Below are 16,887 nucleotides of genomic sequence, written 5' to 3'. Positions count from 1 at the left end.
TTTATACCCTTATCTCTCTGACAGGCCATGGTACTAACCAACTAGTGCGTCGTTGACCAGTGCTTCTTGTTCTTCAACATGGATAGACATATAACCAGCTGCTGGTGCAGCAGATGAAATTCGACCCGCAAAACGGATTTTCAATTCTGGATACAGTTTTTCCAATACTCGATTCATACGGTGACGATTGGCATGCCAAGCACCTTGGTTTTTAGGTTCTTCTTGACACCAAACCAAACTCTCAACATTTTTATATTGTTCTAACACAGACTCAAGGTCAGCGTATGGGAACGGATATAATTGCTCCAAACGAATTACAGCAACATCTTCATTTTTAAGTTCTTCACGACGGTTAATCAAATCGTAATAAACTTTACCGCTACAAAGAACTATACGCTTCACTTTATCTGTAGCAATCGTCTCAGATGACTCAGGCAATACTGTTTTAAAGCTTCCTTCTGCCAAATCTTCTAATGTCGATATCGCTTGTTTATGACGCAACAAACTCTTAGGAGACATTATGATTAGCGGTCGACGCATAGGTCTGATCGCTTGACGACGTATAATGTGGAAAATTTGAGCAGGCGTTGTTGGAACACAAACTTGAATATTGTATTCAGCACAAAGCTGCAAAAATCGTTCTAGTCTTGCAGATGAATGCTCAGGACCCTGACCTTCATAACCATGTGGCAATAGCATAGTAAGACCGCATAAGCGCCCCCATTTGTGCTCGCCACTCGTAATAAACTGGTCAATAACCACTTGGGCACCATTGGCAAAATCACCAAATTGAGCTTCCCAAATGACAAGACCTTTAGGCGATGTACTTGCATAACCATATTCAAATGCCAGTACTGCTTCTTCTGAAAGGTAAGAGTCATAAAGATCCAACGTAGGTTGGTTTTCTGACAAATGCTTCAAAGGAATATAAGTACTACCATCTTTTTGACTATGGATCACAGCATGTCGATGGGAGAAAGTACCACGACCAGAATCCTGACCTGTAATACGAATCGGATAATCCTGTTCAAGCAAGGTAGCAAACGCTAATGTTTCAGCATAACCCCAGTTTAGAGGTAATGCGCCTGCAGTCATTTTATCGCGATCTTGATAAATTTTATGTACTTGGCGCTGAATAACAACACCATCAGGAACCGACGTTAGTTTCTTCGCAACTTGTTGTAATTCAGCTAACGGATAAGTGGTATCACCTGCATCTGTCCATTCAACCCCAATGTAAGGTTTCCAATCAACAAAGCTTTTATATTGTGATTCAAGCACCAAGCTCTTAGATACATGACGAGCATTATCTAGATCTTCGCGGTTTTCATTTACCATTTGGTCAGCGGCTTCTTGAGTGACAACAGATTGAGCAACCAAACTTTCCGAATACAAAGTACGCGTTGTTTTCAGCTTACTAATAACGCTGTACATCAAAGGCTGAGTACCAGAAGGCTCATCTGTCTCGTTGTGTCCACGACGACGGTAACAAACCATATCGATAACAACATCACGACCAAATTCGTAACGGTAATCCAAGGCAAGCTGTGTAACAAATAACACGGCCTCTGGATCATCACCATTAACATGGAAGATAGGCGCCTGTATGATTTTTGCAACATCCGTTGCATATTCACTAGAGCGTGAGTCTTCCTGACGGTTTGTTGTAAAACCAACTTGGTTGTTGATAACAATATGAACAGTACCACCCGTACGGTAAGCGCGTGTTTGAGACATCTGGAATGTCTCCATCACTACACCTTGACCAGCAAAAGCAGCATCACCATGAATGGAAATAGGTACAACGGTGTGTCCCGAAGTGTCTTTACGACGGTCTTGGCGAGCTCGAACAGAACCTTCAACAACAGGAGATACAATTTCTAAATGCGATGGGTTAAATGACAAGGCAATATGTACTTCGCCGCCAGTCGTCATCACATTAGAAGAAAAACCTTGGTGGTATTTAACATCACCAGACGTATTAACAAGCTTCTTACCTTCAAATTCGTCAAACAAATCTTTAGGGTTTTTACCTAGCGTGTTAACCAATACATTAAGACGACCACGGTGAGCCATACCGATAACAACTTCTTTTGCTCCAAGGGAACCAGAACGCTGTATCAACTCGTTGATCATTGGAATTAAACTCTCGGCACCCTCAAGCCCAAAACGTTTCGCACCTGGGTAACGACTAGCAAGGTATTTCTCTAGTCCTTCAGCTGCAGTCAAACGCTCCAAAAGGCTTTCACGAGTTTCTTGAGAATATTCAGGACGAGATCTAACCGACTCAACACGTTGTTGTAACCACGCTTTTTCTTGCGTATCTACAATGTGCATGAATTCATAACCAACGCTATTGCAGTAAGTTTTTTCGAGGTCAGATATTATGTCACCTAACTTCATTGACTCTTTATTAAAGAATAAAGAACCAACATTAAACTCAGTATCTAAATCAGCACCTGTTAATTGATGGTAACCAATCTCTAGATCTGCGACTTTTTCACGCTTTTGCAGTCCAAGCGGATCAAGTGTTGCATGTTGATGCCCACGCACTCGATAAGCATTGATCAGTTGTAAAACATTAATTTGTTTCTGCTCATGGTCAGAAGTCGCAACAGAGCCTGAAGAAACAGGCATTGAGCGAAACTTATTTTTACCAATTTGTAGAAACTGTTCTTGAATCACTGAATGAGGAACATCAGTTGATTGTGCTTCACTTACGCGAGGCAATTGATCAAAACATTTTCGCCATTCTTCCGATACTGAGTTCGGATCGACGAGGTAGCTTTCAAACAAGTCTTCAACATACTCCAAGTTTCCACCTGAAAAATGAGAAGTGCTCCACAGCAACTCCATTAAACTTTCGTGCATTCTCGATCACCCTTATGTTCGAGCCAGCTACCGGGGTCCGGTATCAATCTATAATCAGATCGATCATTTTATCAGGCCCGTAAGACTATAAAGCCTCGATTATTTTGTTTACTTACAGCTACTTTCGCCCTTTACGTTCAATACTAAGCCACTAAGAACAATTCATATAAAAATGAAAGATCCTGAATCCATAATCACTAAGTTAGTTGCTTTTCTTAGTACATCCGTGTTCGCAAAGGTCAAATTTTAAATTCTTTTTGTTGCATAATCCACTACTAGAACATGCAAAATGGCGGCATTGAATCATTATTCAAGCCGCCAACTTTTGGTGATCACATTAAAACACTATTAAGGACCACACAGAGCATAATTACGTTGCTCTCTGCAAAAGCATAGTACGAATATTACCAATTGCCTTAGTAGGGTTTAAACCCTTAGGACAAACGTTGACACAGTTCATTATACCATGACAACGAAAAACACTGAATGGGTCATCTAAACCGCTCAGGCGCTCTTGTGTTGCTGTATCTCGACTGTCTGCCAAGAAACGATAAGCTTGCAACAAACCGGACGGTCCAACGAATTTATCTGGGTTCCACCAGAACGAAGGACAAGCCGTTGAACAACACGCGCACAGAATACATTCATATAATCCGTCAAGCTTTTCACGCTCTTCAGGGCTTTGCAAGCGCTCAATTGCTGGAGCTGGTGCATCATTGATCAAATACGGACGAATTTTTTCATATTGTTTATAAAATTGTCCCATATCAATAACAAGGTCACGCACTACTGGCAAACCAGGAAGCGGACGTAGTATTAACTTACCATTTTTAAGCGCTTCTGATACTGGCGTAATACAAGCCAAACCATTTTTGCCCGACATATTCATACCATCTGAACCACACACACCTTCACGGCATGAACGACGGTAGGAAATACTTGGATCCTGAGCTTTTAATAAATTCAACACATCAAGTACCATCAGGTCTTTACCTTCTGGCAACTCAATTTGATAATCCTGCATGTAAGGAGCATCGTCCTTCTCAGGGTTGTAGCGATAAATACTAACTAACATTGACACAACTCCTTAGTATGAACGAATTTTAGGTGGGAAAGCTTCCATAGTTTTTGGCGCAAAGTTTACATCACGCTTAGTCACTTTCTTATCACCTGGATGGAACACCGAGTGTTTCAACCAATTTTCATCATCACGTTCAGTGAAATCGTTACGAGCATGAGCGCCACGGCTCTCCTTACGGAATTCAGCAGGAATAGCAGTCGCCTCAGCAACTTCCAATAGGTTTTCAAGTTCAAGCGCTTCAATACGAGCCGTGTTAAATGCCTGACTCTTATCTTCAAGATGCAAGTTTTCAACACGCTTACGAATTTCTTGAAGCTGCTCCAAACCTTTCTGCATGGCATCACCATCGCGGAATACACCAAAATAAAGCTGCATAACACTTTGCAAATCGTCACGGACTTGAGCGACGCTTTCACCACCAGTAGTCCCATTGAGTCGATTCAAACGAACCATTGCTTTCTCAACATTGGCGTTATCTGCATCCAGCAATTCAAACCCTTCGTCCAAGGATTTTTTAACTTGAAGACCAACAGCTCGGCCAAACACAACCAAATCAAGTAATGAATTACCACCTAGACGGTTTGCCCCATGAACAGATACACAAGCAGCTTCACCACAAGCGTAAAGACCACCGATAATAACATCTTCACCCGCGTCATTTGTTTTAAGCGCCTGCCCACCAATATTAGTTGGAATACCACCCATCATATAATGACAAGTAGGAATAACAGGAATTGGCTCTTTAACTGGATCAACATGAGCAAAAGTACGAGATAACTCAAGAATTCCTGGAAGGCGCTGATTCAACGTTTCTTCACCTAAGTGATCAAGCTTAAGCAATACGTGATCGCCTTTAGGACCACATCCTCGACCTTCTAGGATTTCAAGAACCATAGAGCGAGCAACAACGTCACGGCCAGCAAGATCTTTTGCGTTTGGCGCATAACGCTCCATGAAGCGCTCACCGTCTTTATTAATTAGATAACCTCCTTCACCACGACAACCTTCCGTTACAAGCGTACCTGCACCGTAAATTCCCGTTGGATGAAACTGCCACATTTCCATATCTTGCATCGGAAAACCAGCACGCAAAGCCATACCAACACCGTCACCAGTATTAATGTGAGCATTCGTCGTTGATTGGAAAATACGACCTGCACCACCTGTTGCAATAACTGTAGCCTTAGCTTTTAGATAAACTGTTTCGCCAGTTTCAATACAAATTGCAATAACACCAACAACTTCGTCTTCGTTATTTTTTACTAGGTCAGTCGCGTACCATTCGTTAAGGAATGTTGTACCACCTTTAAGGTTACCTTGATAAAGTGTATGTAGAAGCGCATGACCAGTTCTGTCCGCTGCAGCACAAGTACGAGCAGCCTGCCCACCTTTACCAAAATCTTTAGATTGGCCACCAAATGGACGCTGATATATGCGACCTTGCTCTGTACGAGAAAATGGTAAGCCCATGTGCTCTAATTCAAAAACAGCTTGCGGGCCAACAGAACACATATATTCAATCGCATCTTGGTCACCGATGTAATCTGACCCTTTAACAGAGTCATACATGTGCCAGCGCCAATCATCATTCGGATCATCACTTGCAATCGCACAAGTAATACCACCTTGAGCAGATACTGTATGTGAACGTGTTGGAAAAACCTTAGTAACACAGGCCGTATTTAAACCAGATTCTGTTAATTGAAGTGCAGCGCGCATACCAGCGCCGCCACCACCAATAACAATGGCATCAAAAGAAAGTGTACGAATATTTGCCATTACTTATAGCCCCCAAATAACCTGAACACCCCATACGATATAAACAAACATCGCAAGGCCGCATACAGATTGAAAGAAAAAACGTGGACCAGTTGCTTTAATATAATCTGTTGAGATAGACCACAAACCAATCCAAGAATGAACACCGATAGACAAGAGCACCATCAAACTAAACACACGCATCCATGTCGCTTCAAATAAAGCGTTCCACTGGGTATACGTGAGATCAGGATTTAGCAACAAGTAACCGATAATGAATACTGTGTATAAAGACAATACAAGTGCAGACATACGCTGCATCATCCAATCATAAAGACCTGAACGACCGAAACTTGTAATTTGAGTTACCATATCCACACCCCTGCTAACACAATCAAAACAGCGGCAAGAACAATATTGACTATCGCTGCAATGCGCCCACTTTCCAACTCTTCAAAATGCCCCAAATCCATAAGCAAATGCTTAACACCTGCAACAAGATGGTACATCAATGCAGAAACGACACCCCAAATAACAAATTTCGCTAGAAAATTGGTTTGCAGTGTATTAACTACTTGATCAAACCCCTTCTGTGAAGACAAAGAAAGATCAAACGCATAAAACAAGAAAGCCAAACCAACAAAGAGTATGATTCCCGTTACACGATGAAGAATAGACACTAAAGCTGTTACTGGCATTGATATCGTCGAAATATCAAGATTGACTGGTCTTTTTTTATTCACGATTTTTACACCACCTTAACGATTGAATGATCAATCACGACCTAATATTAACATGTTCAATAACCACCGTTCAGTTTAGTGATAATTAACATACTCAATAGACCTACTTTGAGAATCCCATTACTTTGCAAACGACTTTATAAAAGCGACTCTCTTTTATTAGTACGCATCAGCAAAACAATGGGATCATCGAGAGCGCAATTATAGACCAGTGAAAAATACTAAGACAAATAGACTAGACTAGAGGTTTTCAATGGTCGCCATTCAGCAAATGAATGTTGCCATAAGCGGAAACAATAATGGTACTTAATTACATAACTTAAAACTGCCAGAAATACAAAAATACACATATATTTCATAAAGTTAAGTAAAACCTAACTTAAAGGCATAATCACCTTACCTTGTTGTTTTGTCAGATAATTACAAAATAACTTAGCAGAATGTAAACAGTGTGTAAGTGAACAAGATTGACTTTTATAGTGTAGAAACAGTACTTTTCTCGCACCTTCTGGGTCAAGCTAGTCACTTTAAGACTTTCTAGCCTCGAAAAAGAATACGAAGGAGATCATAAATGGCTGATAAAAAAGCGACACTTAAAGTGGACGGAATCGATAAAATTATCGAACTTCCTGTTCTAACCGGTACTTTAGGTACAGACGTAATCGACGTCCGTACGCTAGGTTCCAACGGTGTATTCACCTATGACCCAGGCTTTATGTCTACTGGCTCATGTGAATCATCCATTACCTATATAGATGGCGACGCAGGCATTCTATTGCATCGCGGCTACCCTATCGCTCAATTAGCGGAACATTCTGATTACTTAGAAACATGCTACTTATTACTTTATGGTGAGCTTCCAGACAAACAGCAGAAAAAAGAATTTGACGCTATGGTTGGCAAGCACACCATGGTTAACCAATCTATGCATAAGTTCATTGATGGTTTCCGTAATGATGCCCATCCAATGGCGATCATGTGTGGCCTAGTTGGTGCTCTATCAGCTTTTTATCAAGATGATATGGACATTAACAACCCTAAGCATCGTGAGATTGCAGCATTTCGCCTAATTTCAAAAATGCCAACCCTTGCTTCTATTTGCTATAAATATTCGAAAGATCAGCCAGTTATGTACCCACGTAACGACCTATCTTATGCAGAAAATTTCTTATATATGATGTTTGCAACACCATGTGAAGATTATGTAGTTAACCCTGTTTTTGCTAAAGCAATGGATCGCATCTTTGTATTACATGCAGATCACGAACAAAATGCATCAACATCCACAGTACGCTTAGCAGGCTCCTCTGGTGCAAATCCATTTGCATGTATTGCAGCTGGTATAGCAACACTTTGGGGACCGGCTCATGGTGGCGCTAACGAAGCAGTGTTAACCATGTTGGAAGAGATTGGTGATGTTAAAAACATCGATGAGTTTATTGCAAAAGCAAAAGACAAAAATGATCCATTCCGTCTAATGGGCTTTGGGCATCGCGTTTACAAAAACTTTGATCCACGCGCAAAAGTAATGCGAGAGACTTGCGATCAAGTCTTAGAAGAACTAGGCATGTCAAATGACCCTCTTCTTAAAATAGCTAAGCGCCTTGAACAAATTGCTTTAGAGGACCCTTATTTCGTAGAGCGCAAGCTTTATCCAAATGTAGACTTCTACTCAGGCATTATTATGAAAGCCATTGGCATTCCAACAAGTATGTTCACAGTGATTTTTGCTATGTCTCGTACTATTGGTTGGATCTCACATTGGAATGAAATGATTACAGGACCATATAAAATCGGACGCCCACGTCAGTTATATGTAGGTCAACCTGAAAGAGATTACCCTACAGACAAGTAAAGTAACCCTTTTAGCTACAAAAAACCGCACTGCATAATAAATATGCCGTGCGGTTTTTTTTATATTTTAGCGTTTACCTAAGCTCCTATTTCGACGCAATGAAGCCTACTTCAAATAAAGAACAGCCAAGATAAGGACTTACGCTTCATCTTCTTCTACTATTTCAGTAATAGTAGATTGACCACATTTTAAACACTCACCTTCAATCCATACACGCTCTGGCATTTCGAATTCCTTAGGATTTTTCATGCCTAAATCCACTTCCATACAGTGATTACACCAAGTCTGTAATAAAAAATCTTTTTGCTCTTCTTCTGAACGAGCGAAAAAGTCACGCTCAGTTACCTTATCATTTAATTCGTCTGTCATTTATTGAACCCCACTATATTGATAAGAAGTCACCCTATTAGCATCAGGGTCTAGTGCATTCAATGGTGCATTTACCAGCAAACGACTTAACGAAATACTATTAAACAATTTCTGTTTATCACCATCAATTTCAACCGAAAACTCGACTCGTTCACCATCTACTTGAATCAAGCTAACCCGTCGAACCACACCGATACTTTCCAGATAAGACTGGGCTTTTTTCATAATGCTGTAACTAGTTACACCTGAAATTTGAATATCCAATTTACTAGCAGAATTATTATTCCGAACAGAGGCATACCTTGAAGAAAACGCTTTAGCTAGACTCGAACTGGCTTGATCAATGACTCCTTTTAGAGTTTCACCACTTAATGCGAATCTCTCTGTTTCACCATTTTTCAATAAGACCAATAAATTACCACTAAAATCATCAGCGTAGTTACTGACTTTTAAGGCCGCGATAGCATCAGTTTGATAACGCTGACTAGCACTTATAATTCTGTCTTCAAAAAAACCCCACACATCCCCTGTTGTAATATTACTTTTATCTACATCATCTAATAATGGCGCATAAATTGGTACACCGACAGAGTTTGCCGCTACCGCAAATTGATTGAGTATTTCAGTTGGCGCCTTAGAACCAGATAAGGATCTAACCCCATTACTTTCATTTACCAACCAAATCAATACCGATGGGCGGTTTTCACCCCACACAGGTAAGTTATTTTTTGAGAGGAAACCATCTATTGATTCTTGATAAAAAGTCACTTTGATTTTTTTACCAGGAACCAATTCACCCTCTAAAGGTAACAGCTCACTTAATGAATCAATAGAATGCTGGGCAACCCAAGTAGACGACTTCTGCCTAACTTGTTTCAACACCCCATCATCAATAGCACTTTTGTTGCCCGAGACCTTTATCAAAACCTCTTTCGCTGCCAAATAAAATGCCTCTGTCAACATTTTCTCTTCAGACTGAGTAACAGGTAAGTTAATTTCTGAGCCGTAAAGCCCTTTCACTGGAGCTGCATTAACAGATGTAATGCAAAAAACACTAATAAGTAGTAAAAATATACGAGAATTCATAGCCCTTCCTTCGTTTATTTGCCTATTCTACTGTCTTAATCACAAAGAACCATAGCCCTAATGTGTCACTATGCTAAAATGCTTTTTTTTCCTCGTACCATGATAAGGCATAGGCAATGACCAAGTCAGATAAACCATCAATTAGTTATAAAGACGCAGGTGTAGATATTAACGCTGGCAATCAACTTGTTGAGCGTATTAAAGGCGTAAGCAAAAAAACTCGCCGTCCAGAAGTTATGGGGGGATTGGGTGGATTTGGAGCTCTGACACGTCTACCAACAAAATATAAAAAACCCATCCTCGTTTCTGGCACAGACGGTGTAGGAACTAAATTACGTCTCGCTATGGATTTAAATCAACACGACACAATCGGCATCGATCTTGTTGCTATGTGTGTAAATGACCTTATTGTGGCTGGCGCAGAACCCTTGCTATTCCTTGATTACTACGCAACAGGGAAACTAGATATAGATGTTGCTGCAAATGTAGTTACTGGTATTGGTGAAGGCTGCTTACAAGCTGGCTGCGCTCTCGTTGGTGGTGAAACGGCAGAAATGCCAGGCATGTATCACGACGGCGATTATGACCTAGCTGGTTTCTGCGTTGGTGTTGTAGAAGAAGATGACATAATTGATGGCACAAATGTAAAAGCAGGCGACACCCTCATCGCACTTGGATCATCTGGCCCTCATTCAAATGGTTATTCTCTAATCCGTAAGATCTTAGAGGTAAGCAAAGCCGATCTAAATCAAGTTATTGATGGCGTTGCGCTAAAAGATGCATTAATGGAACCTACACGCATCTATGTCAAATCTATCCTTAAATTGATGGAAAACATTTCTGTTAATGCGCTCTCTCATATTACAGGTGGTGGTTTACTTGAAAATATTCCTCGTGTATTACCTGAAAGCGCTGCAGCTCGTATCGATGCAACAAGTTGGAAACGCCCTGCTGTTTTCGATTGGCTACAAGAGCAAGGTAACGTAGAGCAAGAAGAAATGTACCGCGTATTAAACTGTGGTGTTGGTATGGTATTAGCAATTGATGCTGACAAAGCAGAAGAAGCCTTAGCAATTTTAAAAGCAGAAGGTGAAAACGCTTGGGTTATCGGTGAAGTATGCGACCGTAACAATGGAAAAGAAGTACTTATCTCTGATTTAGAGTCGCAAGCATGAGCTTCCCTATCGTTGTCTTAATATCTGGCAGCGGCAGCAACTTGCAAGCTTTGATCGATCAAAGCTTGCAAGGACAGCTCAATATAAACATCTGCGCAGTTATCAGTAACAAAGCAGATGCTTATGGGTTGGAACGTGCAAAAAAAGCAGGTATACCGACCCACGCCCTTGATCACAGATCATTTGATGGTCGTGAAGCCTTTGATGCCAAGCTTCAAGAAACCATAGATATATACAAACCCAAACTTGTTGTTCTAGCAGGTTTCATGCGAATTTTAACCGAAGCCTTTACAAAACATTATGATGGAAGAATGCTGAACATTCATCCGTCTTTACTGCCTAAATATAAAGGTTTGGATACCCACCAAAGGGCTATTGATGCGGGTGAAAAAGAACACGGTGTTTCTGTGCATTTTGTGAGTTCAGAACTAGATTCTGGCGCAGTAATTGTTCAAGCAAGTACAGACATAGAAACCAATGAAACAGTTGATACTTTGGCCGCAAAAATTCATTCTCTAGAGCATGTAATTTACCCTCTTGCAGTAAAGTGGTTTAGTGAAGAGCAGTTAACATTTCGCAATGGAACCGTCACTTTAAATGGAAAGGCGCTACCGGAAAGCGGCATTCTTTATAATTAATAGTATAAAAAGGAGAAGGTATGGGCACTCGTGATTTTTTGATATCAACAATTGGTATTTTAATGGGTGTAACATCTATGCTTTCTTTTTCTGCTGATGCCGCAACAGAAACTACATCAGATGCCTTTCTAGCCCCCTACACAGCCGTATACAGTACAGTTTGGAAAAAAGGTATTAGTCTAAAGGTAGAAGGCAAACAAACCCTATCTAAAAAAGACAATAATCTCTGGGAATTCGTTTTTTCAGCAGACAGTATGATCGCTTCACTTGATGAACGTTCGATCTTTTACGTAGAAAACAACCACATAATCCCCACCAAATACACCTACAGAAGCACGGTTCTTGGCAAGAAAAAAACAGCAACACTTACCTTCAATTGGGATAAAAAACTGGTTCGTAATGATGTAAAAAACAAACCATGGAACCTAGCTATCAATTCAAACACACTCGACAAGTTGTCTTTTCAACTACAAGTTAGACAGGACCTAAAACTAGGTAAAAACGACTTTAATTATCAAATCGCTGATGGCGGATACATTAAAAATTGGAGTTTCAGACGCGAGAGCATGGAAAGTATTAATACAAACCTAGGAAAAGTATCCGCTATAAAGGTCATTCGTACTGACAATTTAGACAAAGGCAAAAGAACCTCTTTTTGGTTTGTTCCAAAATTTGACTACTTGCTAGTCAAACTTGAACATAAAGAAGATGGTGAGTCTTACCGCCTAGACATAGATTCTCTTAAATAACAGACAATAATAATGTGCCAAATTAGGTTCTACTATTTTAGGTAATTGGGTGTATTTACATTTAAAAGCTCAGAGTCTTTACTCCACAACACCTCTTGACACCCAAAAGCCTCATAAAATGCCATCACACTATTTCGCCCCGTTTGATCAAGAAACATCTTCAGTGCTAATAGACTAGATGCCACAGGAAGAATTGCGTGCAGAGGATGACTCCCCGAAGTACTTTTTAGGTAATGGATTTTATCTGGAAACTCTTTACTCATCATCTGAAGTTCTAAAAAAGCCGCCCCACTAATACAAGGTGTGTCACATGGTGATACCACTAGATGAGATGCAGAGACATAATTCAGACTCGCAAACAAACCAGAGAGCGGCCCTTTCTCTGAATACCCCTCAACATCAGAAAAGACATCAAAGCCTAATGCAGAATATTGTTCAATATTTCTGTTGGCATTTATAAAAACATAATCAGTAACGCTTTTAAAAGCTTGACTAACCTGAAGTGCCATTGGCTCATTTTTAAATAGCAATAAACCTTTATCTTGGTGCCCCATTCGCTCACTTTTACCACCAGCTAGTACCACACCAGATAGAGAGGTAAATTCCATAACAACCCTCTTACATAAACTTAACCAATGGGTTCAGATAGCCAGTTTCGATCACGATTAGTCCAAATTTGATCCGCCAAAACTAAACACTCATCATGGGAAACAACATCATGAATAAGTCCGGCAACTGAGGCAATAGTTTGTCGTACTGCTTGCTCACCAAATTGATCTATTTGCTTACCACTCCAATGGTCCGACAGCCTAGAAAGATCTAAATGATGTTTCAGTCGTTTGTGTTCTTTTTCCGCTTTTGGCCAACTCGTCCAGCTTGCAACACCATGTTTCCATTTCCATAAGGTAACATCCCTCTCTGGATTTACTTCAGCCTCGCCATTACCTCCTCGGAAAACAAGCACTGAAGGATCATTCAATTGCTCACTAGCGGATATATGCAAAATATCGTAACCCGTATGAAACACGCCATGAACACTGTGAGAGGCAACAAATGGATTCATCATACGAACTACAGTATTAACAGGTGAGCGCAATCCAAGTGTGTACTTCAAGTCCATCATGTCACTTAATTGGGAGTCAATGTCTTGTAAAGGTATATACGCAAAATTTTTCTGAGTGATATTTTCCTTTATTTCCATACATGAATGGCAGATAGGTAAATCCAAAGCACGAATGGCTTCTTCAACAAAAATTCTTTCCTCGCCTTTAAATACATGGCCATGCATAACAACTTTAACACCACTATCTGCTAGCGCTAATGCGGCCAATAAAAACCAAGGTAATTCATTACGCTTACCAGCGTAAGCAGGCCAATCGAGGTCGATTTCGAGTCCCAACACCTCTTTCTCTGATAAAAATTGACGTGTTGCCTCTGTAAAACCAACTGTTTCATCAATTGTTTCTTCACGGATACGAATCAGCATCCAAAAGGCGCCTAATTGCTCAGACTCAACCTGTCCAGACAGGATGAGAGACATAGCATGATCTGCTTCTTCTGTCGTTAAAGTACGCGACCCCTTTTTCCCTCGGCCTAATATTTTGACATACTTTGTAAAAGCATTACTCATGCTGAAAGCTCCGTTTTAATAGGTATAAAGTGTTTTAATTCAGGTAGACAAGAGCCGCAATTGGTACCACATTTTAACCGACTCCCTAATGCCTCAACTGAACAAACGCCTTCTTTAATAGCTTTTTCAATTTGCTTCGTACCTATTTGAAAGCAAGAACAAACAATAGCGCCCTTATCTTCAACGTTAGCAGGTAAGCCGACTAGAATTGCCATACGGTCCAAATCAGATAACGCTTCTTTGTTCATGAGTTTTGATTCTAACCAATCACAAGAAATTGACTCAGGCGCTGGGTGTAAATATGAAACCGATACAAGTCTTTGATTAACTATCTGAGCCAATCTAATCTGATGCGTCTTAGGATTCGTATATTCTAACCACTCTCCTTGTGATTGTATTGAGCCTTCCAACATTGCTTGAATAGAGGCTACATTCTCGCACTCTGACCACACAACTTCATAATGATAACCTTGTTCAGATGGTACGCGACACCAATAGGTAAAATCTAAGGTTTGAAGTGGTTCTGCAGAAATTACGACACCATAAGCAATATTCTTAACCGCTTCAAGCTTAACTTGTGCATGCTTGGATTCTGGCTGCCCAGACAAAGGGTCTGCTACTTGAGGAATAAGATTCGATACCACTGCTGCATTTGCAAATTGTAGTGTCCAATGTATCGGCGTAAAAACATTACCCGGAGATACTGCACGACTGATTTTTGCTTTTAATAATGCTTCACCATAGGGAGAAGTTAAACGTACAAGTGATTTGTCACTAATTTCAAGACGCTTTGCGTCTTTTGGATGTACTTCCACATAAGGCTGATCCGTATGCTTCGTCAGCAATGCAGCGTCACCTGTTCTTGTCATTGTGTGCCATTGGTCTCGCACTCTTCCTGTGTTTAAGGTGAATGGCCACTCAGGTGTTGCTTGATGAATAGGCAAAGTCGGAGTGATTGGAATAAATCTTGCACGATTATCTGGCGTAAAAAAGCGAGCATCTTCAAACATTCGCTTCGTACCTTCTGGTCGACCTTTAGGAACCGGCCATTGTACTGGTATGAGTGCATCGTATTCTTCTTTGGTGATTCGACTAAAATGTCCAATATCAAAATCTCGTTTACCACTATTTTCAAATTCAGATAAGCCCGCATGCTCGGCAAAAATCTCATGAACATTACGATAAGAAAACGCTGATTGATAACCTAAACACTTCGCCACTTTACAAATTACCCACCAATCATGCTTGGCTTCACCTGGTGCTGGCAGTAAGCCACGCTGACGTGATATTCGACGCTCAGAATTTGTGACTGTGCCGTCTTTCTCACTCCAACCGGTTGCAGGAAAAAGTACATCAGCCATTGCCGTTGTGTCCGTATGAGCTTTGCAATCACTCACAATAACTAACTCACATTTTTCTAGAGCTCGTCTAACTTGTGCTGTATCTGGCATACTAACCATCGGATTGGTCGACATAATCCAAACAACTTTAATTTTACCCTCTTCCATTGCTTGAAATAAGTCGACGGCTTTTAAACCATTTTCCGTAGCCATATTTGGTGCTTGCCAAAAACGCTGAACCAATTCTTGAGCACCCGGAGTCGCAAAGTCCATATGCGCAGCTAATTGATTCGCTAAACCTCCCACTTCTCGTCCACCCATTGCATTTGGTTGACCAGTAATAGAAAAAGGTCCAGCACCTTCTTTTCCGATTCGTCCTGTTGCCAAATGACAGTTAATAATCGCATTACATTTATCGACACCAGACGCAGACTGATTTACACCTTGTGAATAAAAAGATACCGTTTTTTCTGTTTTTGCCCACCAGCTCGCTAATAGCAATAAGTCTTGCTCACTAATATCACAAAAATTTGCCACAGAAGACAAAGTTGGTGTCGATTCTGTTGCTTGATTTAGAGCCTCTTTAAACCCATTGGTATGACGAGAGATAAATGCACTATCAAGCACACCGACATCAACGGAATGCTGCAATAGAAAAGAAAAAACAGCAGCATCACTTCCAGGCCTAATTGCCAAATGCAAATCTGCAATATCACAAGTCGCCGTTTCTCTAGGATCAATAACCACGACTTTCATGTTTGGTCGTTGTTTTTTTGCAGCTACAATTCTTTGATATAGGATAGGGTGTGTCCAAGCGGCATTTGAGCCTACCATAATCAATAAATCACATAACTCTAAGTCTTCATAATTACAAGGTACGGTATCAGAGCCAAACGCACGTTTATAACCAACAACTGCAGACGCCATACACAGCCGAGAATTTGTATCTACGTTCGCCGTACCTATAAAACCCTTTGCTAGTTTGTTGGCCACATAATAATCTTCTGTCAAAATCTGCCCAGAAAGATAAAAGGCAAATGCATCCGGACCATGATCTTTCACGACTTGAGCTATTTTTTCACTAACAGTATCAACTGCCGATTCCCATGAAACAGCCTCTCCTTTTACTGTAGGAACCAGCAATCTATCATCAGATTGAAGAGTTTGAGCAAGACTGCTTCCTTTGACACAAAGACGACCAAAATTAGCAGGATGATCAAGATCACCAGACACAGGCGGAATATTGTCTAAACTTAGACCTGAATCAATATTTGGAACAGTCACGTTTACGCCACACCCTACACCACAATATGGGCAAGTAGTCTTTGTAATGGTCGCTGTCATGGGTTTTCCTTCAAACTGTTTTTAAAACAAAAAAAGGCCCAACCACTTTCCTAGAAAAGCGGTTGGGCCTCGTTGCCTTTTGTAATATCTGACTGCTTTATGTGCAAACCATCGTCGGCCTACGGTGCATCAGTTCTATAATAAAAAGCAATATTTGAGCCAATTACAAAACCTAATCAGTAAATTTTATTTTTTTATATATATCAATAAGTTAAAGTCAGAAATGTATATAACTCATTCATCAAAAT

The 16,887-nt window shown here is 40.5% G+C and carries 14 protein-coding genes; 4 read left to right on the top strand and 10 right to left on the bottom strand.

Annotation, left to right across the window (positions count from 1 at the left end):
* Positions 1-33: 33 nt before the first annotated feature.
* The 5 genes from IF202_RS04270 to sdhC all read right to left on the bottom strand — a co-directional run bounded on the left by IF202_RS04270 (position 34) and on the right by sdhC (position 6,453).
* Positions 34-2,871, bottom strand: a complete 2,838-nt coding sequence (locus tag IF202_RS04270) for a 2-oxoglutarate dehydrogenase E1 component (protein ID WP_191593614.1) — start codon at positions 2,869-2,871, stop codon at positions 34-36.
* Positions 2,872-3,241: 370 nt separating this feature from the next.
* Positions 3,242-3,946: a succinate dehydrogenase iron-sulfur subunit gene (locus tag IF202_RS04265; RefSeq protein ID WP_191593613.1), complete on the bottom strand. Its 705-nt coding sequence runs from the start codon at positions 3,944-3,946 to the stop codon at positions 3,242-3,244.
* A gap of 12 nt (positions 3,947-3,958) precedes the next feature.
* On the bottom strand, positions 3,959-5,731 hold the full coding sequence (sdhA, locus tag IF202_RS04260) for a succinate dehydrogenase flavoprotein subunit (protein ID WP_191593612.1): 1,773 nt from the start codon (positions 5,729-5,731) through the stop codon (positions 3,959-3,961).
* A gap of 3 nt (positions 5,732-5,734) precedes the next feature.
* Complete coding sequence (gene sdhD, locus IF202_RS04255) at positions 5,735-6,082, bottom strand: succinate dehydrogenase, hydrophobic membrane anchor protein (RefSeq protein WP_191593611.1); 348 nt, start codon at positions 6,080-6,082, stop codon at positions 5,735-5,737.
* Positions 6,076-6,453, bottom strand: a complete 378-nt coding sequence (sdhC, locus tag IF202_RS04250) for a succinate dehydrogenase, cytochrome b556 subunit (protein WP_191593610.1) — start codon at positions 6,451-6,453, stop codon at positions 6,076-6,078. Before sdhC ends, sdhD begins: the two co-directional genes overlap by 7 nt.
* A gap of 571 nt (positions 6,454-7,024) precedes the next feature.
* Between sdhC and gltA the strand changes: the two genes are divergently transcribed.
* Positions 7,025-8,308, top strand: coding sequence for a citrate synthase (gene gltA, locus IF202_RS04245; RefSeq protein WP_191593609.1), 1,284 nt, complete (start codon positions 7,025-7,027; stop codon positions 8,306-8,308).
* A 138-nt stretch (positions 8,309-8,446) separates the two neighbouring features.
* On the opposite strand, the gene IF202_RS04240 is transcribed toward gltA, so the two are convergent.
* Positions 8,447-8,677 (bottom strand): hypothetical protein, encoded by a 231-nt coding sequence (locus tag IF202_RS04240; protein WP_191593608.1) that lies wholly within the window; start codon positions 8,675-8,677, stop codon positions 8,447-8,449.
* Positions 8,678-9,763: a DUF2066 domain-containing protein gene (locus tag IF202_RS04235; protein ID WP_191593607.1), complete on the bottom strand. Its 1,086-nt coding sequence runs from the start codon at positions 9,761-9,763 to the stop codon at positions 8,678-8,680.
* Between the two features lie 116 nt (positions 9,764-9,879).
* Here IF202_RS04235 and purM point away from each other — a divergent pair, with 116 nt between their 5' ends.
* The 3 genes from purM to IF202_RS04220 are packed head-to-tail and all read left to right on the top strand — an operon-like array spanning position 9,880 to position 12,325.
* Positions 9,880-10,938: a phosphoribosylformylglycinamidine cyclo-ligase gene (gene purM, locus IF202_RS04230; RefSeq protein ID WP_191593606.1), complete on the top strand. Its 1,059-nt coding sequence runs from the start codon at positions 9,880-9,882 to the stop codon at positions 10,936-10,938.
* Complete coding sequence (gene purN, locus IF202_RS04225; protein ID WP_191593605.1) at positions 10,935-11,576, top strand: phosphoribosylglycinamide formyltransferase; 642 nt, start codon at positions 10,935-10,937, stop codon at positions 11,574-11,576. The genes purM and purN overlap by 4 nt, the downstream gene beginning before the upstream one ends.
* 20 nt (positions 11,577-11,596) lie before the next feature.
* Positions 11,597-12,325 carry a DUF3108 domain-containing protein gene (locus tag IF202_RS04220; RefSeq protein WP_191593604.1) on the top strand — a complete coding sequence of 243 codons (729 nt, stop codon included), beginning with the start codon at positions 11,597-11,599 and terminating at the stop codon, positions 12,323-12,325.
* 32 nt (positions 12,326-12,357) lie between these two features.
* Here the strand turns inward: IF202_RS04220 and IF202_RS04215 are convergent, their stop codons facing one another.
* From IF202_RS04215 to IF202_RS04205, 3 genes are read right to left on the bottom strand one after another with little or no spacing between them, the layout of a single operon-like run.
* The gene (locus IF202_RS04215; protein ID WP_191593603.1) at positions 12,358-12,933 is read right to left on the bottom strand and encodes a molybdenum cofactor guanylyltransferase; all 576 of its coding nucleotides are present in this window, start codon (positions 12,931-12,933) and stop codon (positions 12,358-12,360) included.
* A 20-nt stretch (positions 12,934-12,953) separates the two neighbouring features.
* Positions 12,954-13,955 carry a glycosyl transferase family protein gene (locus IF202_RS04210; RefSeq protein ID WP_191593602.1) on the bottom strand — a complete coding sequence of 334 codons (1,002 nt, stop codon included), beginning with the start codon at positions 13,953-13,955 and terminating at the stop codon, positions 12,954-12,956.
* A complete protein-coding gene (locus IF202_RS04205; RefSeq protein ID WP_191593601.1) occupies positions 13,952-16,639 on the bottom strand; it encodes a nitrate reductase in 2,688 nt (895 codons plus the stop codon). The genes IF202_RS04210 and IF202_RS04205 overlap by 4 nt, the downstream gene beginning before the upstream one ends.
* Positions 16,640-16,887 lie beyond the last annotated feature (248 nt).

It is taken from the genome of Marinomonas colpomeniae, from assembly GCF_014803385.1.
Taxonomy (GTDB): domain Bacteria; phylum Pseudomonadota; class Gammaproteobacteria; order Pseudomonadales; family Marinomonadaceae; genus Marinomonas; species Marinomonas colpomeniae.
This window is presented reverse-complemented; position numbering and strand designations above follow the sequence as displayed.

What these genes read in the sequence shown, in the direction of transcription:
- IF202_RS04270 (WP_191593614.1), bottom strand. Translation starts at nt 2,871, where the DNA reads ATGCACGAAAGTTTAATGGAGTTGCTGTGGAGCACTTCTCATTTTTCA.
- IF202_RS04265 (WP_191593613.1), bottom strand. Translation starts at nt 3,946, where the DNA reads ATGTTAGTTAGTATTTATCGCTACAACCCTGAGAAGGACGATGCTCCT.
- sdhA (WP_191593612.1), bottom strand. Translation starts at nt 5,731, where the DNA reads ATGGCAAATATTCGTACACTTTCTTTTGATGCCATTGTTATTGGTGGT.
- sdhD (WP_191593611.1), bottom strand. Translation starts at nt 6,082, where the DNA reads ATGGTAACTCAAATTACAAGTTTCGGTCGTTCAGGTCTTTATGATTGG.
- gltA (WP_191593609.1), top strand. Translation starts at nt 7,025, where the DNA reads ATGGCTGATAAAAAAGCGACACTTAAAGTGGACGGAATCGATAAAATT.
- IF202_RS04240 (WP_191593608.1), bottom strand. Translation starts at nt 8,677, where the DNA reads ATGACAGACGAATTAAATGATAAGGTAACTGAGCGTGACTTTTTCGCT.
- IF202_RS04235 (WP_191593607.1), bottom strand. Translation starts at nt 9,763, where the DNA reads ATGAATTCTCGTATATTTTTACTACTTATTAGTGTTTTTTGCATTACA.
- purM (WP_191593606.1), top strand. Translation starts at nt 9,880, where the DNA reads ATGACCAAGTCAGATAAACCATCAATTAGTTATAAAGACGCAGGTGTA.
- purN (WP_191593605.1), top strand. Translation starts at nt 10,935, where the DNA reads ATGAGCTTCCCTATCGTTGTCTTAATATCTGGCAGCGGCAGCAACTTG.
- IF202_RS04220 (WP_191593604.1), top strand. Translation starts at nt 11,597, where the DNA reads ATGGGCACTCGTGATTTTTTGATATCAACAATTGGTATTTTAATGGGT.
- IF202_RS04215 (WP_191593603.1), bottom strand. Translation starts at nt 12,933, where the DNA reads ATGGAATTTACCTCTCTATCTGGTGTGGTACTAGCTGGTGGTAAAAGT.
- IF202_RS04210 (WP_191593602.1), bottom strand. Translation starts at nt 13,955, where the DNA reads ATGAGTAATGCTTTTACAAAGTATGTCAAAATATTAGGCCGAGGGAAA.
- IF202_RS04205 (WP_191593601.1), bottom strand. Translation starts at nt 16,639, where the DNA reads ATGACAGCGACCATTACAAAGACTACTTGCCCATATTGTGGTGTAGGG.